At 39.2% G+C, this 19,383-nt stretch carries 20 protein-coding genes; 5 read left to right on the top strand and 15 right to left on the bottom strand.

Translation table 11 applies throughout. The annotated features are described in order from the left end of the window. Window positions 1–84: 84 nt before the first annotated feature. The 10 genes from polA to ADH02_RS08620 form a co-directional block, all read right to left on the bottom strand. Window positions 85–2,739, bottom strand: coding sequence for a DNA polymerase I (gene polA / locus ADH02_RS08575; RefSeq protein ID WP_048784172.1), 2,655 nt, complete (start codon window positions 2,737–2,739; stop codon window positions 85–87). Window positions 2,740–2,879: 140 nt separating this feature from the next. Continuing rightward, window positions 2,880–4,211, bottom strand: a complete 1,332-nt coding sequence (gene murC / locus ADH02_RS08580) for a UDP-N-acetylmuramate--L-alanine ligase (protein WP_048784175.1) — start codon at window positions 4,209–4,211, stop codon at window positions 2,880–2,882. 20 nt (window positions 4,212–4,231) lie between these two features. Beyond that, a complete protein-coding gene (locus ADH02_RS08585) occupies window positions 4,232–5,038 on the bottom strand; it encodes a hypothetical protein (RefSeq protein WP_048784177.1) in 807 nt (268 codons plus the stop codon). A 16-nt stretch (window positions 5,039–5,054) separates the two neighbouring features. Further along, entirely contained in the window at window positions 5,055–5,681 is a 627-nt protein-coding gene (gene ytpR, locus ADH02_RS08590; protein WP_048784178.1) for a YtpR family tRNA-binding protein, read from the bottom strand. Window positions 5,682–5,700: 19 nt separating this feature from the next. Continuing rightward, entirely contained in the window at window positions 5,701–6,786 is a 1,086-nt protein-coding gene (pepA, locus tag ADH02_RS08595; protein ID WP_048784180.1) for a glutamyl aminopeptidase, read from the bottom strand. Between the two features lie 77 nt (window positions 6,787–6,863). Further along, on the bottom strand, window positions 6,864–7,190 hold the full coding sequence (locus ADH02_RS08600) for a PepSY domain-containing protein (RefSeq protein WP_048710056.1): 327 nt from the start codon (window positions 7,188–7,190) through the stop codon (window positions 6,864–6,866). Window positions 7,191–7,212: 22 nt separating this feature from the next. Then, a complete protein-coding gene (gene trmB, locus ADH02_RS08605) occupies window positions 7,213–7,881 on the bottom strand; it encodes a tRNA (guanosine(46)-N7)-methyltransferase TrmB (protein WP_048784181.1) in 669 nt (222 codons plus the stop codon). Window positions 7,882–7,895: 14 nt separating this feature from the next. Next, window positions 7,896–8,699 carry a phosphotransferase family protein gene (locus ADH02_RS08610; RefSeq protein ID WP_048784182.1) on the bottom strand — a complete coding sequence of 268 codons (804 nt, stop codon included), beginning with the start codon at window positions 8,697–8,699 and terminating at the stop codon, window positions 7,896–7,898. A 110-nt stretch (window positions 8,700–8,809) separates the two neighbouring features. Continuing rightward, window positions 8,810–10,042: an ABC transporter permease gene (locus tag ADH02_RS08615; RefSeq protein ID WP_048784183.1), complete on the bottom strand. Its 1,233-nt coding sequence runs from the start codon at window positions 10,040–10,042 to the stop codon at window positions 8,810–8,812. Further along, window positions 10,035–10,775: an ABC transporter ATP-binding protein gene (locus tag ADH02_RS08620; protein ID WP_048784185.1), complete on the bottom strand. Its 741-nt coding sequence runs from the start codon at window positions 10,773–10,775 to the stop codon at window positions 10,035–10,037. The genes ADH02_RS08615 and ADH02_RS08620 overlap by 8 nt, the downstream gene beginning before the upstream one ends. A 211-nt stretch (window positions 10,776–10,986) precedes the next feature. Here ADH02_RS08620 and ADH02_RS08625 point away from each other — a divergent pair, with 211 nt between their 5' ends. From ADH02_RS08625 to ADH02_RS08645, 5 genes are all read left to right on the top strand, one after another. Continuing rightward, window positions 10,987–11,409 carry an HIT family protein gene (locus ADH02_RS08625; RefSeq protein ID WP_048711312.1) on the top strand — a complete coding sequence of 141 codons (423 nt, stop codon included), beginning with the start codon at window positions 10,987–10,989 and terminating at the stop codon, window positions 11,407–11,409. Window positions 11,410–11,412: 3 nt separating this feature from the next. Next, on the top strand, window positions 11,413–11,745 hold the full coding sequence (locus ADH02_RS08630; protein WP_048784191.1) for a YtxH domain-containing protein: 333 nt from the start codon (window positions 11,413–11,415) through the stop codon (window positions 11,743–11,745). 12 nt (window positions 11,746–11,757) lie between these two features. Beyond that, complete coding sequence (locus ADH02_RS08635) at window positions 11,758–12,630, top strand: Cof-type HAD-IIB family hydrolase (protein WP_048784193.1); 873 nt, start codon at window positions 11,758–11,760, stop codon at window positions 12,628–12,630. 159 nt (window positions 12,631–12,789) lie between these two features. Further along, complete coding sequence (locus ADH02_RS08640; protein ID WP_048784203.1) at window positions 12,790–14,226, top strand: amino acid ABC transporter substrate-binding protein/permease; 1,437 nt, start codon at window positions 12,790–12,792, stop codon at window positions 14,224–14,226. After that, window positions 14,226–14,957 (top strand): amino acid ABC transporter ATP-binding protein, encoded by a 732-nt coding sequence (locus ADH02_RS08645; protein ID WP_048784205.1) that lies wholly within the window; start codon window positions 14,226–14,228, stop codon window positions 14,955–14,957. Before ADH02_RS08640 ends, ADH02_RS08645 begins: the two co-directional genes overlap by 1 nt. A 477-nt stretch (window positions 14,958–15,434) precedes the next feature. Here ADH02_RS08645 and ADH02_RS08650 read toward each other — a convergent pair whose 3' ends face one another. The 5 genes from ADH02_RS08650 to ADH02_RS08670 form a co-directional block, all read right to left on the bottom strand. Then, window positions 15,435–15,857 (bottom strand): RrF2 family transcriptional regulator, encoded by a 423-nt coding sequence (locus ADH02_RS08650; RefSeq protein WP_048784206.1) that lies wholly within the window; start codon window positions 15,855–15,857, stop codon window positions 15,435–15,437. Window positions 15,858–15,865: 8 nt separating this feature from the next. After that, window positions 15,866–17,233 carry an FAD-dependent oxidoreductase gene (locus ADH02_RS08655; RefSeq protein WP_048784208.1) on the bottom strand — a complete coding sequence of 456 codons (1,368 nt, stop codon included), beginning with the start codon at window positions 17,231–17,233 and terminating at the stop codon, window positions 15,866–15,868. 124 nt (window positions 17,234–17,357) lie between these two features. After that, entirely contained in the window at window positions 17,358–17,804 is a 447-nt protein-coding gene (locus ADH02_RS08660) for an HIT family protein (protein ID WP_048784210.1), read from the bottom strand. A gap of 11 nt (window positions 17,805–17,815) precedes the next feature. Further along, the gene (locus ADH02_RS08665) at window positions 17,816–18,364 is read right to left on the bottom strand and encodes a GNAT family N-acetyltransferase (RefSeq protein ID WP_048784212.1); all 549 of its coding nucleotides are present in this window, start codon (window positions 18,362–18,364) and stop codon (window positions 17,816–17,818) included. 60 nt (window positions 18,365–18,424) lie between these two features. Next, window positions 18,425–19,381 (bottom strand): 3'-5' exoribonuclease YhaM family protein, encoded by a 957-nt coding sequence (locus ADH02_RS08670; RefSeq protein WP_048784214.1) that lies wholly within the window; start codon window positions 19,379–19,381, stop codon window positions 18,425–18,427. Between the last annotated feature and the right edge of the window lie 2 nt (window positions 19,382–19,383).

The raw sequence follows: 19,383 nt of genomic DNA on the forward strand, positions 1-19,383 counted from the left end.
AAAAACGCTATAAACTCAAAAGATAAAACATAATGGACATCCCTAACTTACATCGATAAGAAGAGATGCCCATTCTATTTTTAGTTATTTTGCTTCAAACCAGTTGTCACCGACATTGCTATCGGCTCGTAGTGGAACTTTCAAGCTCACGGCATTTTCCATGACTTCTTCTACTAAGCTTTGAAGGCTTTCTAGTTCCTCTTGTGGCACTTCGAAAATCAACTCATCGTGCACTTGCAATAATACGTTTGCTTTGAATTTACGTTCTCTCATTTCACGGTCCAATTCAATCATCGCCATCTTCAAAATATCAGCGGCACTTCCTTGGATTGGTGAGTTCATCGCTGTACGTTCGGCAAATGAGCGTAAATTAAAGTTACTTGAATGAATATCCGGCAAGTAGCGACGACGGTGGAATAACGTTTCCACATAATCTTTCTCACGCGCTTCTTTCACAACAGATTCCATAAAGTCTTTTACCCCTTGGAACTCTTCCAAATAACGGTCGATAAATTCTTTGGCTCTTTTACGGGAGATATTCAAGTTTTGCGATAATCCGTAATCACTAATTCCATAAACAATACCAAAGTTTACGGCTTTAGCTTGGCGACGCATTTCACTCGTTACATCGTCTGGGTTTGTAATACCAAACACGCGCATTGCCGTATTGGTATGAATGTCGACGTTATTTTTGAACGCTTCAATCATATGTTTATCGCCAGCAATATGCGCTAACACACGCAATTCAATTTGCGAATAGTCGCTTGAGAGAATCTTCCAATCGTCATGCTCTGGTAAGAACGCGTAACGAATACGACGTCCCTCTTGTGTACGAATTGGAATATTTTGTAAGTTTGGATCCACCGAGCTTAGACGACCTGTTTGCGTTAAGTTTTGGACAAAACGCGTATGAATCTTGCCGTCTTCTTGAATATAAGCTTGCAGACCTTCTACATACGTTGAATTTAATTTGGCTAATTGACGGTATTCTAAAATCAATTCCACGATTGGAGCTTGGTGCGCCAATTTCTCCAAAACATCTACCGCTGTTGAATAGCCAGTCTTCGTTTTCTTGATGACTGGTAAGCCCATTTTTTCAAATAAGATGACACCGAGTTGTTTAGTCGAATTGATATTAAACTCTTCCCCAGCAAGTACATAAATTTCTTGTTCGATTTCTTTTAGACGCGCTTCAAATTCCACACCCATCTCAACTAAACGTTCTTTATCGACACGAATCCCTTGAATTTCCATACGCGCTAAAATGTCGCTCACTGGCAATTCCATTTCCCAATAAAGATGTGTTTGTTCATTTTCTTCGAGGCGCTTCAATAGTTTTTCAGGCGCCACCGCAATCGTGTAGACTTTCGCTGCTAAGTGCTGATTCCAAACTTCTTGATTTTCAGGAATTTGGATTTTTACGCCTTTTCCATAGACAGCTTCGTCACTAGCAAGAATCGTCACATCGACACGGCGAGCCACGTCACTAATTTCTTTCACGATATCATTTGTGTCCACTAAATACGCAAGAAGGGACACATCATATTTTGCACCTGCTAACACAAGACCGAAACGATGTGAGAGTACTTTTGCTGCTTTTGTATCAAATAAATGTTTTTCGATTGATGCATACGCGAGCCATTTCTTGAAAGCTTCTGAAGCAACGGCCGTATTTAAATCAGTCACAAAGACTTCTTTTTCATTTCCGAAGGCAACGGCAATCACATCTGCCACATGATAATTGGCTTCAAGTGTCTCAAAATGCACACTTGTTGCACCTTTAAGCATATCTTCCGTAATCTCGGACACACGTTTGACGTTTGGGCGCTGGGCTTTTGGTGCTTCTTCTACTGTCGCAGCACCAGAGTTTAATAGGTCTGATTGGAAAGAATTGAAGTTCATTTCTTTGTAAAATGCCATCAACGCATCTACATCTTGTTCCTTACGAAGTGTATCGTCTAGCGTGATTTCAAGTGGAGACTCCACATTGATGCGCGCCAGTTTCTTACTTAAGAAGGCTAGCTCTTTGTCGTTAATTAAGTTTTCTTTCAACTTGCTCTTCTTCATTTCATCGACATGTTCGTAGATTCCTTCGACGCTGCCAAATTCTTGAAGAAGTTTCACGGCTGTTTTTTCACCGACTTTTGTAACACCAGGATAGTTATCGGAAGAATCTCCCATTAACCCCTTCATGTCGATAATTTGTTCAGGCGTCAATCCGTATTTTTCAAAAATCACTTCAGGAGTGTACTCAACCAGTTCTGTCACACCTTTTGTTGTAATTTTTACAGTAATATTTTTGTCCGCAAGCTGAATCAAGTCCTTATCTCCTGAAAGAACTACGACTTCATATCCTGCTGCTTCCCCTTGTTTGGCAAGAGTACCGATTATATCATCGGCTTCGTATTGGTTCAGACGGTAATGAGGAATTCCCCATGCATCTAAGAGCACATTAAAGTAAGGCATTTGTTCGATGAATTCACCAGGAGTTTTCGAACGACCTCCTTTATAATCTGCATACATTTCAGTACGGAAAGTCGTCTTCCCAGCATCCCATGCAACGAGTACATGCGTCGGTTTTTCAGAGTCTAAAATGGACTTAAACATACGGTGAAATGAATAGAGTGCATTCGTATGTAAGCCATTCGAATTTTTAAAACGATTTAAATCTAAAATTGAGAAAAATGCGCGGAATGCTAAACTGCTTCCGTCTACTAATAATAATTTTGGTTTCGCCATAATATGCCTCCTAATTTGTCATTACCAGTGTAACAAATAAACAATCCTATGAACACTAAAAAGAGCGGTATCCCTTCGCCTTCAATACTAAGATGCATACAAAAAGGCCTGGCAACTGCCAGGCCTGAATCCATCAACATTTAGTTTTGTGTTGGAGAAGTATTTGATAGGAGTTTTTCATACGCAAACTCATATTTTTGAACGTCCCCTGCTCCCATAAACACGATTACTGCGTCTTTATAGTTTAATAATGGAGATACATTATCAAGAGGTAATACTTTCGCGCCACCTTTAACAAGTTTTGCTAAGTCTTCGATAGAAACATCCCCTGCTTCTTCACGAACAGATGCGAAAATATCACATAAGTATACGTGGTCCGCAAGTGATAACACTGCCGCAAACTCTTCTAAAAGCGCGATTGTACGAGTGAATGTATGTGGTTGGAAGACCGCCACCACTTCTTTATCTGGATATTTTTGACGTGCCGCATCTAATGTTGCACGAATTTCAGATGGGTGGTGAGCGTAGTCATCGATGATAGTAACGCCGTTAATTACTTTTTCAGAGAAGCGACGTTTCACTCCACCGAAAGTGCTGAATTGTTCAGCTAATTCATTACGATCTAAATCGTTTAAGTAGTAGAATGCGATAATCGCTAATGCATTAAGGATGTTGTGGTCTCCATATGTTGGAATATAGAAATGACCATATAATTCGCCTTTAATATACGCATCAAAGTAGCTTCCGCCTTTTTCTTTACGGATATTTTTAGCAATCACATCATTGTTTTCACCAACACCGTAATAAGTAACAGGTACAATCGCATCTAAGGTACGTAATCTCTCATCATCCCCGCAAGCGATGATTCCTTTTTTCACTTGTTTACCAAATGCTTCAAAGGCACTTTGAACATCTTCGATATCTGTATAGTAATCAGGATGGTCAAAGTCGATATTGGTCATGATGGCATAGTCTGGACGGTACGCCATAAAGTGACGTTTATATTCACAAGCTTCTAAAACGAAGTACTCTGAATTTTCAATCCCTTTACCAGTTCCATCACCGATAAGATAGCTTGTTGGTTCCATTCCACTTAATACGTGAGATAGCAACCCTGTTGTACTTGTTTTACCGTGCGAACCAGTAATGGCAACACTCTTATAGCCTTTTAACAATTCGCCTAAGAATTTGTGATAACGAATGACTTCCACGCCTTTTTCACGCGCAGAAACTAATTCTTCATGGCTATCTGGAAAAGCATTCCCAGCAATCACAATTTGTCCTTCTTTAATATTGTCAGCGCTGAATGGTAATAATGTAATTCCAGCTTCCTCTAATCCTTTTTGAGTGAAGAAGTATTGTTCTAAGTCTGACCCTTGCACTTTATAGCCTTCCCCATGTAATACTAAGGCTAATGCGCTCATTCCTGATCCTTTTATTCCCGTAAAGTGATAAATCTTACTTTTATCCATTTTTTCTCCTCGCTTTTCTACTACTGTTTTTTTGGATGAACATATGGCAACTGACGTTCATGTTGCTCCTGTTCCATAATCATCGATAACGATTTTTTCATTGCGCGTCTTTGTTTTCCTGTTAGTGGTTTTTCCGGTGCTTTTCGTCTTTCAACTTTTGTCTCCGGCAAGCCTTCTAACAAGGATTCTTGCACGACTTCAACATCTGATTCTTGTTTGCGTTTAAAGGCAGGAACATAGCCCTTTGTTGCGAAAACTTGGCTTTGTACTGGTTTCTCATAAGAGGTGCCATTGTACTCTTTCAAACGTTTTTCGATTGTATCTTCTTGTTCCTCGACGGATACCAATAAAGCTTCTTCCTTCTCGAATAGAATCAAGTCCGTACTATTTGGCAATAACTCATTTTCTAATTCGCGATAAGAAACTTTTGGTGTTTCCTCTTGTTCTAAACCTCTAGTACTCGAAGGTACCGTACTTGGTTTAAAAGGTTTGCGTTGATTCGTATTTAAATAAGAAGTCCAATCCACACGCGGTTTATATTTTTGATGACCTTCCGTCGCTTTTTCCTTAAATGAACGGAATTGCGCGGGTAATTGATGTTCCTCTTTTTCAATTGGTTGTAAGAGTGCTGCATCAGGTCGCTCATCAAAAGGTAAGGATTCTTGTGGAGTCTCATCTTTTCTTGTGGCATCAACTCGCGTCATTTCTTCAACGACTTGATCTTCAAAAGTTTGACCTTGCTTCAAGTAATTCGGAAAAGTAGACTTTTCACGTCTTGATTGAAGCGATGCGAATGAATCGTTTTTCTCGTTAAATGGTTCATTCATGACTCCGTATCCTCCTTTATTGTAAGTTTAATGTTTTAAATGGCGTTCCTACTGGAGTCGCATCATCTAATACTAAGATTCCTTTTTTCGCTGGTGCGTTTTCTAAACCTAATTCACGTGCTGAGCAAAGCATTCCGTGACTAGCTACTCCGCGTAATTCTCCAGCCCAAATGATAGCGCCACTTGGCATTACTGTACCAGGTTTAGCAACAACCACTTTTTGTCCTGCTTTCACGTTCGGTGCTCCGCAGACGATTTGTAACACTTCAGAGTCACTTACTCGTGTCATTGTCACATGTAAGTGGTCAGAATCTTCATGATCTACGCAACTTTCAACGTATCCAACTACAAGTGCATCTTCTGGTGTTAAATCTAAAGTTGAAACATCAAACCCAGCTTTTTCAATCAATCCTTTGACAACTTCTTGTTGCTTGGGAGTTAGGATTTGTTGTCCATCTTCTTCAAATGAAATCACTTCAGAAATCTTTTCTATATTATAGCCTAGAACTTCTTTCGACTCACGAACAAAGACTTGAGTCACATCTCCTTTTTTCTCATAGTCGACGTCGTAGCGGTTTGCAGTTCCACTTGTTAATAATAACGTATCGCCGATACCCTTTTTGTTATAAAAACTTAACCACATATATTGTACCTCTTTACTCTTAATTTGTTCTTCCGTCTAAAATAGTGTTCACTGTGCTACGGTCTAATGCACGGATTGTTTGGATAACCATTTCACGTGCTGCTTCGTAGTCTTTAATTGAGAACATTGTTTGGTGTGTATGAATATAACGAGCACAAACCCCGATTACCGCACTAGGAACCCCTTGATTCATTAAGTGTGCTTTACCAGCATCTGTTCCACCTTGAGAAACAAAGTATTGGAACGGAATGTTATGAGTTAACGCAGTGTCTTCTAGGAATTCTTTCATACGAGGAAGAGTCACCATACCTGGGTCTAAAATACGTAATAAGAATCCTTGGTCTAGGTGTCCAAACGTTTCTTTTGAACCATTAATATCATCTGCTGCTGAGCAGTCTACTGCAAAGAATAAATCAGGATTGAATTTTGTCACACTTGGACCAGTTCCACGTAATCCAACTTCTTCTTGCACGTTTGCTCCAGCGATTAATGTATTTGGTAAAGTTTCATCTTTAACAGCTTTCAATGCTTCAAGAACGACTGTACATCCATAACGGTTATCCCATGATTTAGAAATCATGCGTTTCTTATTGGCAGTCCAAATGGTTTCTACATCTGGAACGATTGTATCGCCAGGACGGCAGCCATATTCAAGCGCTTCTTCACGTGAAGTAAATCCAGCATCGAATAAAATGTCGGTTACTTTCACAGCTGGTTGTTGACCACCAGCCGCGCGTAATAAATGTGGTGGAATTGAAGATGAAATAATTGGATAGTCTCCATTACGAGTTAATAATGTAAAACGTTGTGCTGAAACCACATATGGGTTCCATCCACCTAAAGGACTTACTTTGAACATTCCGTTTGGAGTGATGTTTGTTACCATGAAACCAACTTCGTCCATGTGCGCTGCAATCATAATGCGTGGTGCATCTTCTTCTTTGCTATCACGAACCCCAAAAATACCGCCAAGACCATCTTGTTCAATGCGGTCCACTAAAGGTGTTAATTCGTTTCTCATGAATTCACGAATACGCCCTTCGTGTCCACTTGTCCCTTTCATTTCTGTTAACGTTTTGATTAATTGTTCTGTATGAGCTTCCATTGTATCCTCTTCTTTCCTACTTCTATAAAACATCTTATAAACGCGCCAAAAGCTGGAGGTCCTCCAGCTTTCTTTAATTATCCAATTTTGTATAAATCAATAACGGCTCCTGTTTTTGCATCTGCATAAAATTCGTATTGGACTAGTTCATTATCTTCTTTACGAGTAACCCCGCCATAATAAACTTCCCCATAAAACTCAGGGCTATCCACGAATACAGGTTCCATCTCAATCCAAGAGCCTTCGATAGTACCTACTACTTGAAATAATTTACGTACATTTTGAACAATAACATCTCCATTGACATTTCTGCGTTCAAACCATTTTGAAGTGACCCATGCTCCAATAACAGCACCCGCTGCTAGTAGAAAACTTGCACCTTTGAAACTATTTTTTGATTCCATATGAATCAGGCTCCTTTATTTGTTATTCAGGTTGTTTAAAAGCTTTTCTATCCTGTGGGAAAATCACTTCCACACGATAAATTGGATGACCTTTTGCTGAGAATTTCTCTTCGTATTCTGTCATCACATTTCCTGGAAATTCCACTTGATGTAAATCTAACCAAACTTGTTTTAACACAAGTCCAAATTGTGAGAATGAAGCAAGGCTGTATTCAAACAATCCTCGGTTATCTGTCTTGAAGTGTAATTCTCCAAATGGTGGTAATACTTTTTCGTATCCAACTAAGAAACTTTCATGAGTCAAGCGACGTTTTGCATGACGTTTCTTTGGCCATGGATCTGAGAAGTTCAAGTAAATTTGTGCGACCTCTCCATCTTCGAAGTAGTCTGTTACTTGTCCACCGTTCACATGTAATAATTGTAAGTTTGGAACATCTGCTGCAAGAGCTTTTTCAAGTGCGACTACAAGGACGCTTTCTTGAATTTCAATTCCAATATAGTTAATGTTTGGGTTTTGACGAGCCATGCCGCTCACGAATTGACCTTTCCCAGAACCAATCTCGATATGGATTGGATTGTTATTGCCAAAACGTTCATGCCATCTTCCCTTCCATTGCGCTGGATCTTGGATGACCATTTCTGGGTGAGCAGCTAGTGCATCTTTTGCCCAAGGTTTATTTCTTAATCTCAAAGTCTAACTCCTGTCTATTCTTCTGTTGGCTTTCCGATACGATTATTGTAAATCGACTTCACCAAAAGAATTTTCTCATTCATTTCAAGGTAACGTCCCTCGAAGTGCGTTTTCTTAATGTAATTCAAGCAATTCATGAGAGCATACCATTCAATTCGTTGATAAATATTTGTAGACAGTTGTAAGCCATACATATCAAGCCATTCACCCCATTGATGAACAGGAATGTATTGCGTCAAGATCATCGTCAAATCAGAAACTGGATCGGCAAGGCGAACCATTTCCCAGTCGACAAGGTAGAGCTTCTCGTCTTCTGATAACATAAAGTTACGACGGTCTAAATCTCCGTGACAAACTGTTTTCCCAACTTCGCTCACAAGCGGAATCGTTTCAATTAAGTAATTCAAAACTTCATTTAAGAAACGGTGGGTTTGTAATCCTGACTGTAAATTATTTAAATATTCATCGATGAATTTTTGAGTGCTATACTCTTCACCTTGAATTTGTTGCAACATTTGTAAAAGATTTGGGGATTGATGAATTTGTTTTAACAGCTCAATGACTTCGACGGACCCCATTTCTTCCTTAGTGAGGGATCTTCCAGACAACCATTCTTGAGCTGTAATGACATCACCATTACCCGCACGTTTGGTCCATATTAACTTAGGAGTGATACCTTCACCCGATAGCACCGCTAAAAACGGTGAAGCGTTTCTCTTTAGAAATACACGTTCATGGTCTTTTACACCCATGTACGCTTGACCGGTGTCCCCACCAATTGGATGGAGATCCCATCCTGTGTCCATGTTATATTCCATCTATTCCATCCCTAACGACAAATTCTGTTTCCTTTAATAAATCTATTCTTTTATTTTATGGTTTTATACCATTTGAGTCAAGTTTGTGCGCTACTTAGTAGCCTACAAACTTAAATTTTTCTTCTCTTCTTAAGGAATCGATAACGCAAATAAAATTGTGTAAAGAATACACCGAAAATCGGATAGAAAATAATCCCTACTAATCCAATCATTTCACGCATACCTATCACTGAAGAAATGCCCAGTACAACACCGGATGCGACCATCGTCATCATGAGGACTGATAAATTATCCTTAAGACGAGTGTTGCTATCCACTAAAGAGGCAAAATGACTATTTTGCGTGTTGGCACTTTGGATAACCCCAACGAGTTGGAATCCTAATAGCATCACAAGTAACGCATTGACGATAAAGTTCCAATAATACTCTTGAGAAAATAATGCAACTACAAAGCTGACAACTGCCAGTTGTAATAATAAACTCATATATTGACTCGTACGAACGACCGTACGACTCACTAAATAGCGATGACCACTTGGATTTTTTCCAACAAGTACCTTCAATACGCCATCTAAATATGAACGGCGATGCGCTTGTGGTTTATGCACCATTGGCACATCCACAAACAATGCATATAGGCGATAAATTCGTTGTTGTCTTTCTAATTCCGACTCAATCATAGAATCGAATCGATAGACAAAGGCCGCTTTTCCATAATAGTACTCGATAAAAACACTCAGAAGAATTGGAATCACTAATAAAACAAATGACCAAGCTTCAGAAATCCATAAAAACATTCCGAAGAAGTTCACTACTGCAATTACATAAATTCCGAGTTTTTCTATCCATGTAAAATGGAGCACTCCGCGGTAAGCATATTTCGTACAACGGAATAATAAATCTTTAAAGAGCACTTGTAAGAGGAATAGCTTTACGAACATACTCATATTCGTTCCAAAGGCTTGTGCCACGATTGGAAAGACAATTCCTGTTGAAGCCAACATCACAAGTAGCGGAAGCGCCCAACTACGACGAATCGCTTTTTGTAAGTACGCCTTAAAGTCTTGCCCCACTACCGATAAAAATATTCCATCGGCTGGTTCGAGCAACGTTGCTACTCCGCCAAAGAATGGAACACTCGCTAGTAGAACTGCAAGTAACCCTAGTAAAGGCCATTCCAATACACGAATCGTTTGAATCCAACTCGAGTATTGCACCATGATAAAGCCAAATAAGAAAAATAAGACAATCAAGAAATGGTCATTCAGCATATAGCGAATATACTTCATGCTTTTCTTTTGATATTTTCTTACGCGAGCCTCAAAAATTGTTGCACTATTCATGGGCATCGTCCCCTGTCGTTAATGCAAAGTAAATTTCCTCAAGAGAAGTTTCTTCAATATTCGAAGTTGCGCGTAAGCCTTCGATATCGCCTTGTGCAATTACTTTTCCTTCGTGTAACACGATGAAACGATCACAATACTTCTCAGCCGTATCTAATACGTGAGTCGACATTAAAATCGCTGCACCCTTTTCTTTCTTTTCTTTCAAGACTTGAAGTAAAGTACGAATCCCTAGTGGATCGAGTCCTAAAAATGGTTCATCGACCACATAGACGGGCACGTCTAGCATTAACGCGCAGACGATGAGTACTTTTTGCTTCATTCCTTTTGAGAAATATGCTGGGAACCAATCCAATTGCTTCGTTAAGCGGAAAGCTTCCACAAGCTCCATTGCATGAGCCATTGTCTCTTCGTTCATTTGATTATACGAACGAGCCACAAATTCAATATGCTCTCTAAACGTCAATTCTTCGTAAAGAACTGGACTTTCTGGAATGACCGCAATCGACTGACGGTAGCCCCGTTGGTTTTCGAGAATACTTAGTTTCTCTACTTCTACTCTTCCGCTAAAAGGGGTAAGTTGCCCAATAATCGTTTTAATTGTCGTACTCTTACCGGCACCATTCAAACCGATTAGGCCGCAAATCTCGCCTGGATTTACATCAAAAGTGATGTCTGTAATGACAGGAACTTTTGTATATCCTGCAGTTACATTGTTTAATTGTAGTGACATATAGATTCTCCTATCTAACTATTCTCCTCATTATACCATAAAGCAAAAAAAGTGTGAAAGGACGCGGAATAAGTGCACTTTTCTTATTCAAGTATAGAACCCTTGAGCAATTTCGCCTCTAAGAACTAAATAACAGCTCTCCGTCCTGAAAGCCTTTCATTTTACAGCATTTTTTGATACCATAGAGGTACGAACTCAAGGAGGAAACACCATGACAGATTGCATTTTTGATAAAATTATTAATAAAGAAATTCCAGCACATATCGTGTATGAAGATGACGTAGTACTTGCGTTCCTTGACATTTCGCAAGTAACACCAGGGCACACACTGGTCGTTCCTAAAAAACACGTTGCCAATATCTTCGAATATGACGAAGACTTAGCAAGCGCAGTTTTTGCACGTATTCCAAAAATCGCACGTGCCGTTCAAGCGTCAAACCCAGACATTAAAGGTTTAAACATTTTAAGTAATAACGGAGAGTTGGCATACCAAAGCGTCTTCCACTCTCATATCCACTTAATCCCACGCTATACAAAAGAAGATGGCTTCGGATTAAAATGGGAACCAACAAATCCAAGTTCAGAAGTATTAGCAGAAATCGCGCAATCAATTCGCGAACAAATGGAGGCATAATCAATGAGTAAATTTCTAAAAGGTTTTATTTTCGGTAGTGTGATCGGTGGAGCCGTTGCCCTACTAAACAACCCAAGAAGCGGTAAAGAAAATCGTGAAATCTTAGCAAAACAAATTCAAGAAGTGACTCAGGATGTTACAGTGATTAACACTGGTAAATCCACTCTTGAAAGAGGCATTAAAGAAATCCAAGAAGTGATTGTTCCACAAACAATGGAAGTTGTGAACTCTATTCAAGAAGAAGTCGCAAAATTCCAATTAGAAAACAAACCACGCTTCAGACGTATTCAAGATAAAATTCAAACATTGCAAACACATCTTAAAGAAATGAAATAGAGGTTTTGCTCTATGATTAAATTATTTGCATCGGATATGGATGGTACTCTACTTACAAACCATGTAGAGGTTCATAAAAATAACATTCAAGCGATTCGAAAAGTCCAAAAACAGGGGAAACACTTTATCGTTTGTACTGGACGCGATTATCTTCAAGCCAATTTCGCACTCGAACAAGCAGAATTACATCTTCCTGTCATTGCGATGAATGGCGCTCAAATTTTTGATAAAAATCATGACATTATCTGGGAAGTCACCATTCCTCATGAAACAGTCTACACCTTACTGGACTACTTCGATTCGATTGACTTGGACTGGCAGCTCGTGACTTCTGAAGGGAACTTTAGAAAGAATTATGCTCTCTTTATCAACAAAGTCATTGAACGAAAAAAGGCCGAAAGAAATAATCTATCGCCTGAACAATTGAAAGAAGAAATTAGACAGCTCAAAATCCTTCTAGAAGCAACCGATGTGACGACTGCTGAAGAAGTGCTATCGATTCCAGATATTAAGGTCTTCAAGATTATCGTCTCTCACGATGATGGGCCTACTTATTTCAAACCCGTTCGTGAGCATATCGATCAAGCGCATCCGAACCTTGTGGTCACTTCCGCATTTTATACGGATTTGGAAATCAACCATAAGGACGCTCAAAAAGGCATTGCGGTTGCTCACTATGCCGAAACACTTGGCTTATCGATGAAGCAAACTTTCGCAATTGGTGATAACTTCAATGACGTTTCGATGATTCGCGACGCAGGAATTGGTGTTGCAATGGGAAATGCTCCAGACGAAGTTAAAGCCGTTGCTGATTTTGTGACAGATACAAATGTTAACGGCGGTGTGGCAAAAGCGATTTGGCGTGTCCTCGAACAAGAAAAATAAGCATCACTCTCTTCTCTTTCATTAGAGAAGGGAGTTTTTTATTCTCAGAAAATCATGTCAGAAAATGTAACATGAGATGAGACTAGAATTTTGCATTTTCAGAAAATCTTCCATATAATGGAAAAACCTTATACGTAAGGTAGATTTGGAGGAATATGTATGAACATAAAAAATTTGAGCTTGGGAGCTGTTCTAGTCACTCTATTGATGACTCTTCTATCCCTCGTTTCTCCGACAAGTTCTGTTAAAGCAGAGACTAAAAAATATGTAATCGCAACAGATATTACATTTGCTCCATTTGAATACCAAGATACAAATGGTGAATACGTCGGAATTGATATTGAATTAATGAAGAGTATCGCAGAGGCTGAAGGCTTCGAAGTAGAATTCAAACCACTCGGCTTCAACGCTGCCGTACAAGCATTAGAATCTGGTCAAGTAGACGCTGTGATGGCTGGTATGGGAATTACAGATGAACGTAAACAAAAATTCGACTTCACAAATAGTTACTATGACAGCGGAATCGGGATGGGAGTTTCTAAAAACTCTGAAATCACATCTCTTTCTGATTTAAAAGGTAAAAAAGTTGCCGTTAAATTAGGAACACAAGGTGCCACTTACGCTGAATCTATCAAGAACAAATACGGCTTTACCGTTACAACTTTTGAAGATTCATCAAGTATGTACCAAGATGTAATGGTAGGAAACAGTGATGCGTTATTCGAAGACTATCCAGTACTTGCCTACTCAATCACATCAAACAACTTGCCTTTAAAAATGACAGACCATAACGAAAATAAAACAGAATATGGTGTTGCTGTTAATAAAGGTGAAAACGCAGAATTAATTACTGCTTTCAATAACGGTTTAAAAAAACTAAAAGAAAGTGGTAAGTATGATGAAATCATCAACAAATACACAACAAACGCTAGCGAAAACACAGAAGCAACAAGCATTCTAGGGTTAATTAAAACAAACTGGAAAACTCTTGCAACTGGTTTATGGAACACAATCGTATTAACAGTTGTTGCTTTAATCTTCGCAAGTTTAATCGGTATTATCTTCGGTTTAATGAAAACTAGCCAAAACAATATCGTACAAGCAATCGCAGGTTTTTACATTGACATCATCCGTGGTGTTCCACTAATCGTATTAACGTTCTTCATTTACTTTGGAATTCCACAAGCATTCAATATTACAATGCAACCGTTCGTAGCGGGTGTGATTACCCTTAGCTTGAACGCATCGGCTTACATCGCTGAAATTATCCGTGGGGGTATTCAAGCGGTTGATAAAGGACAATACGAAGCCTGCATGAGTTTAGGTCTTCCATATTCTAAGAGCATGCAAAAAGTTATCTTACCGCAAGCGATTCGAATTATGGTTCCTTCATTCATCAACCAATTCGTGATCACATTGAAAGATACATCTATCCTTTCAATTATCGGTATTGCCGAATTAACGCAAACAGGTAAAGTCATCATCGCTCGTAACTTACAATCAAGTCAAATGTGGTTAATCGTCGGCGTGATGTACTTAATCGTGATCGTTCTATTAACGAAACTTTCAGCTCACTTAGAAAGGAATTTAAAATAATGGCTATTATCGAAGTTCAAAAAATTCAAAAGAAATATGGCGACTTAGAAGTATTAAAATCCATCGACCTTTCTATTGAGGAAGGCGAAGTAGTTTGTATTATCGGGCCTTCTGGTTCTGGTAAATCAACTTTCTTACGTTGCTTAAACCGTCTTGAGAAAATCAACAGTGGTCATATCATTATCGACGGCTATGATTTAACAGACAAGAAAACAAACTTAAATAAAGTTCGTGAGGAAATCGGAATGGTGTTCCAACACTTCAACCTCTTCCCTCACCTAAGCGTTCTAGAAAATATCATTCTTGCACCAGTAGAATTAGGTCGTGAGACAAAAGAAGCTGCAACTGAACATGCGATGGAACTCCTTGGCATGGTTGGTCTTGCAGATAAAGCAGATGTCTCTCCTAAATCTCTTTCAGGTGGTCAAAAACAACGTGTGGCTATTGCTCGCGCGCTTGCAATGAAACCAAAAATGTTATTATTCGATGAACCAACTTCAGCGTTAGACCCTGAGATGGTTGGGGATGTATTAGAAGTAATGCAAAACCTAGCTAAAGAAGGGATGACGATGGTTGTGGTAACACACGAGATGGGATTTGCGCGTGAGGTTAGCGATCGCGTTATCTTCATGGATGGTGGTTATATCATCGAAGAAGGAACTCCTGAAGAAGTGTTTGGTAACCCACAAAACGAACGTACTCAAAACTTCTTAAACAAAGTCTTACATTAAAATCAATACTGCTCCTGGTACCAATTGGTGCTGGGAGTTTTTTTGTGCGATAAATATGCGCTAGAAGAAATAATACTTAATTGGTGCTCTTCAAAAGGAAAAAGATAGACTTGCGTCTTTTTGTTTTTTATTGAAAGAGTCATAGTGGGGCAACGGTGCAAGCCTTGGTCTTGCACCGTTGAAGCTTCAAAGCTATTCCCCACTATTCTTTCAATAAACAAAAAGACTCGTCTATCTTCTTCGTTGTTTGATGAAGCATTGTTTCTTCTATCTTGCATTTATGTTGCTAAAAATCCAGCACATTTGTGTAGATCAGGTATTTTAATCATCTTTATAAAGTTTTTGGTGTTTTGTGGTTCAAACACTTCAAGGTTCTTCAATAAGAAAACCTCCTCCACTCCGAGGAAAACAAAAAATCATTATAATGTATACATTATAATGATTACTTAAAAAGACCGAGCGGATGCTCGGTCTTTTTTAGTGACATTCAGTTTGGACACCATCAATCATGTCTTGGATGGTGCGTTTGTTATAGAAATTAATTTGTTGTTGGATTTGTTCTTCTTGCAATTTGCCCATAACGCTTCCCATTCGGGTGCTGACAAGGCAGGTTGGGTCGGCTGCTTCTTTGAAGGCTTTTTCCAAACGTTCATCCTCAGATACTAATAAAAAAATTTCTCCAAGGCGAACTTCTTTTGGATTTCCTTGCCACTGGTAGCCACCTTGTTTTCCCGCAGTGGTTGACACCCAGCCTTTCTTCACCGCTTGGCTCATCAATTTTCGAACAATCGCCGGGTTGCTACAAGCGTTAAACGCGAGGTCTTTGCTTGAATAACGATTTTCGTGATGAATTGCCAGGTACGTAAGGCAGTGAATCATTACGATAAAGTCATTTCCCATAATAATCCCTACTTAATTAAGCCGAATACGTCGTTTAAAGCTTCTGCCATTGTTGGGTGAGTGAAGATTTGATCGCGAAGAACTGTGTAAGGTAAGTTCGCGTTCATTGCAGTTGCGATAATGTTAATCACTTCATGTGCTTCTTCTGCAAATAATGTTGCACCAACGATTTGGTTTGTTGAAGCGTCCACTAATACTTTGTAGAATCCAACTTGGTTTCCTAAGATTTTAGCTTTTGGAATTGCCATTGCAGGAAGTTTCGCTACTTTGACTTCGATACCTGCTTCTTTGGCTTGTTTTTCATTTAAACCAACGCTTGCTAAAGGTGGGTTAATGAATGTTGCTGTTGGGAATTTCGCACGTTGTTTTGTTGAATATGTTGTGTCCCCAGCTAAGAAACGTTTCACGATACGGAAATCATCTAATGAAACGAATGTGAATTGTGGTCCGCCGTTGACATCGCCCATTGCGAAGATATGAGGCACATTTGTTTGTAAGAATTCATTGACTTTGATTGCGCCACGTTCTGTTAATTCCACGCCAGCTTTGTCTAAATCAAGACCTTGTACGTTTGCACGACGACCTGTCGCAACTAAGACTGCATCTGCTGTAAAGGCAACTGGTGCACCTTCTCCTGTAGTAGCTTCTACCACTGCTTTACCGCCTTCTTGATGAACGGCTTTTAATTGAACGCCTAAGTTGAAAGTAACGCCTAAAGCTTCTAATTGTTCTTTCACAGCTTGTGCTACATCTTCGTCTTCACGAGGAAGGAATGCATCAATCACATCGATTACTGTTACTTTTGTACCGAATTGAGCGTAAGTTGCAGCGAACTCTAATCCGATAAATCCACTACCAATAATTACAAGGCTTTCTGGATATTCTTCTAAGTTCATGATTGTTTCGCTTGTGTGAATTGCTCCACCGATTGTTAACCCTTCTACTGGTGGTACGAATGGAGTTGCTCCTGTATTAATGAAAATACGATCTGCTTTGAAGAGTTTTTCTCCTTCTGCAGTATCTACAGCTACTGTATGGTCATCTACAAAACGTGCAGTTCCGTCGATAATTTGTGTTTTTTCAACTGAATCTACTTTATTGTAGTTTGCTGTGTTTAAAGCCGCAATTAAAGCTTTCTTTTCTTGAACACTCTTTGTATAGTAGCTGCTAGCGTCTTCGTTTGAATATTGTTTACGAAGTGCTTTTGTCGCTAATTTTTTAGAAGGAATACAGCCGACATTAATACATGTTCCACCATACATTTCTTTTGATTTTTCAATTAAAATCGTATCTTCTCCGATACTTCCTAAGTATCCTGCTAATGTTTTTCCGGCTTTACCGAAACCAATAATGATATTTTTTACTGTTGTTGTCATAAAATCACCTTTCTAACTGTAATATTTTTAATTACATTTAGAGTATATCTCACGAATGCATAATCACAAAATTAACTGCTCACGAAAAAAGACACCTACTTTTGTAGATGTCTTCTTGTCCTATTTATAAATACTCTTTAAAATGATTTACTAATTGAAGCAGATCACTCTCTTTTGGTTGATATTCTTCGGATGACATTTCTTCCCAAGGAACCCACCAGACGGGTCCTCTTCCATTATGGCCATATCCTTTCATATCACCTGCTTTTCTTGGAAACAGATGCCAATGTACATGTGCATCACCATTTCCTAACAATTCGATATTCATTTTCTCAGCTTGAAACGCTTTTGCCACGGCCTCTTGAACAATACTCATTTCTTCTAGAAATTTTATTTTTGTTTCATACTCCATTTGATGCAATTCCGTTACGTGTTCTTTGGCTAGGAACAATGTGTACCCTTTAAAATACTGTCCGTCTCCTATTACCACATAACCCGTTTCAAGTTCTTTTACAAAATGCGGATTTTTACCTTGCTTAATTAATTCTATCCGATCACAAATCAAACACATGTACTTAACTCCTACTTCAATCTATCTGCTTTAATGATGGAATAATATGCCATATCACAGATACCTTGATTATTCTTGCCATATTGTCGCAGCGTGCCTTCATAAGTCATTCCAGCTTTTTGCATCACTTTTCCGCTGGCTGGATTATTCACATCGTGACGTGCAGCCACTCTATTACAACCCGCTTCTTCTAAAAGATAGCGACTCACTGCTACGAGCGCTTCTGTCATAATTCCTTTTCCCCAGCATTTGCGACTAAGCGCATAACCAATCTCCACAGCATCTAGCTTTTCTTCCAAATGCACAACATCGATACTACCAACAACTTCATTGTCAAATACGATTGCCCACTTAAATTGAAATGGATTTTGGTAACCGTCTACCCAACGCTTAAGACTCTTCTTCGTTGTTTCGACAGATTCATGTGGAGGCCACGTCAAGTATTTCGTCACTTCTGCATCGCTCGACCAGTTTTTAAACATCGCTGGTGCATCTTCTACTTGAAAAGGTCTGAGCAGTAATCGTTTTGTCTGAATTGGTTTCGTTCCTATTGGATTCATCGTTTCCCTCCTCAATCAATGGCTAAAACGGAGTCCAAAAGGCTTCATTAACCATGTGATTTATTGTTGAATCGTTGGTTTATAAAACGAGCGGTTATCTAAACCGAATACGCGCTCTGAGAATGCGCCTGGTTCAGTCTTATCGAGTGCATTCGACATCATTGTAATCGTCGCATCTAACAAGTCGATATGGTGTAATACTTCTGCTTCTAATAATTGCGGACGTACTGGTGAACCATATTCGAGTTTGCCGTGGTGAGCTAGAATGAGATGTTTTAATAAAAGCACATCTTCTTGGTTTTCATCGATACCGAGTTCTTCACAGGCTTTTGTAATCTCTTCGTCCATGATCACGATGTGCCCTAGTAAGTTCCCTTTTAGTGTGTACTCCGTGCCGATTGCTCCTGTTAATTCCATCGTTTTTCCAATATCATGTAAAATCACACCCGAATATAATAACGAACGGTTGATTTGTGTATATTGTGTTGCGATGGCCTTAGCAAGGCGTAGCATCGAAACCGTATGGAAACTTAATCCACCCACAAATGCATGGTGATGACGTTTCGCTGCAGGAAACTCGAAGAAGGCTTCTTGATATTTCTTCAAGATATTATGGACGATACGACGCAAATATGGATTTGTGATATCGAACATAATTTGGTTTACTTCTTCTTCCATTTCTTCCTTCGTCATTGGAGCGTGTTCTACGAAATGGCTCGCAGATGTTGGCTCTCCTTTTGAAGCGTCAGTAAGTCGAAGGCTGACAATTTTCACTTGTGGCGAATTATTGTACATTTCGCGTTTTCCGTTTACAACTACAACTTTTCCTGGTACGTATTTTGCAATATCGTCTGAAGTGGCAGACCAATATTTCCCGTCCATTTGACCTGATTGATCCTGGAATGTGAAGGCGATAAACGGATTACCATTTTTTGCCATACGTACATCTGCAGATTTAATCAATAGGCAGATTTCGAAACTCTCGTCCACATTGTATTCATATAATTTTTTTGTCATGA

Origin of the sequence: Streptococcus sp. 263_SSPC (assembly GCF_001071995.1) — a bacterium.
GTDB lineage: Bacteria > Bacillota > Bacilli > Lactobacillales > Aerococcaceae > Granulicatella.

What these genes read in the sequence shown, in the direction of transcription:
- ADH02_RS08585 (WP_048784177.1), bottom strand. Translation starts at nt 5,038, where the DNA reads ATGAATGAACCATTTAACGAGAAAAACGATTCATTCGCATCGCTTCAA.
- ADH02_RS08620 (WP_048784185.1), bottom strand. Translation starts at nt 10,775, where the DNA reads ATGTCACTACAATTAAACAATGTAACTGCAGGATATACAAAAGTTCCT.
- ADH02_RS08625 (WP_048711312.1), top strand. Translation starts at nt 10,987, where the DNA reads ATGACAGATTGCATTTTTGATAAAATTATTAATAAAGAAATTCCAGCA.
- ADH02_RS08645 (WP_048784205.1), top strand. Translation starts at nt 14,226, where the DNA reads ATGGCTATTATCGAAGTTCAAAAAATTCAAAAGAAATATGGCGACTTA.
- ADH02_RS08670 (WP_048784214.1), bottom strand. Translation starts at nt 19,381, where the DNA reads ATGACAAAAAAATTATATGAATACAATGTGGACGAGAGTTTCGAAATC.
- ADH02_RS08640 (WP_048784203.1), top strand. Translation starts at nt 12,790, where the DNA reads ATGAACATAAAAAATTTGAGCTTGGGAGCTGTTCTAGTCACTCTATTG.
- ADH02_RS08630 (WP_048784191.1), top strand. Translation starts at nt 11,413, where the DNA reads ATGAGTAAATTTCTAAAAGGTTTTATTTTCGGTAGTGTGATCGGTGGA.
- ADH02_RS08610 (WP_048784182.1), bottom strand. Translation starts at nt 8,699, where the DNA reads ATGGAATATAACATGGACACAGGATGGGATCTCCATCCAATTGGTGGG.
- ytpR (WP_048784178.1), bottom strand. Translation starts at nt 5,681, where the DNA reads ATGTGGTTAAGTTTTTATAACAAAAAGGGTATCGGCGATACGTTATTA.
- ADH02_RS08660 (WP_048784210.1), bottom strand. Translation starts at nt 17,804, where the DNA reads ATGTGTTTGATTTGTGATCGGATAGAATTAATTAAGCAAGGTAAAAAT.
- ADH02_RS08600 (WP_048710056.1), bottom strand. Translation starts at nt 7,190, where the DNA reads ATGGAATCAAAAAATAGTTTCAAAGGTGCAAGTTTTCTACTAGCAGCG.
- pepA (WP_048784180.1), bottom strand. Translation starts at nt 6,786, where the DNA reads ATGGAAGCTCATACAGAACAATTAATCAAAACGTTAACAGAAATGAAA.
- ADH02_RS08615 (WP_048784183.1), bottom strand. Translation starts at nt 10,042, where the DNA reads ATGAATAGTGCAACAATTTTTGAGGCTCGCGTAAGAAAATATCAAAAG.
- polA (WP_048784172.1), bottom strand. Translation starts at nt 2,739, where the DNA reads ATGGCGAAACCAAAATTATTATTAGTAGACGGAAGCAGTTTAGCATTC.
- ADH02_RS08650 (WP_048784206.1), bottom strand. Translation starts at nt 15,857, where the DNA reads ATGGGAAATGACTTTATCGTAATGATTCACTGCCTTACGTACCTGGCA.
- ADH02_RS08655 (WP_048784208.1), bottom strand. Translation starts at nt 17,233, where the DNA reads ATGACAACAACAGTAAAAAATATCATTATTGGTTTCGGTAAAGCCGGA.
- ADH02_RS08665 (WP_048784212.1), bottom strand. Translation starts at nt 18,364, where the DNA reads ATGAATCCAATAGGAACGAAACCAATTCAGACAAAACGATTACTGCTC.
- murC (WP_048784175.1), bottom strand. Translation starts at nt 4,211, where the DNA reads ATGGATAAAAGTAAGATTTATCACTTTACGGGAATAAAAGGATCAGGA.
- ADH02_RS08635 (WP_048784193.1), top strand. Translation starts at nt 11,758, where the DNA reads ATGATTAAATTATTTGCATCGGATATGGATGGTACTCTACTTACAAAC.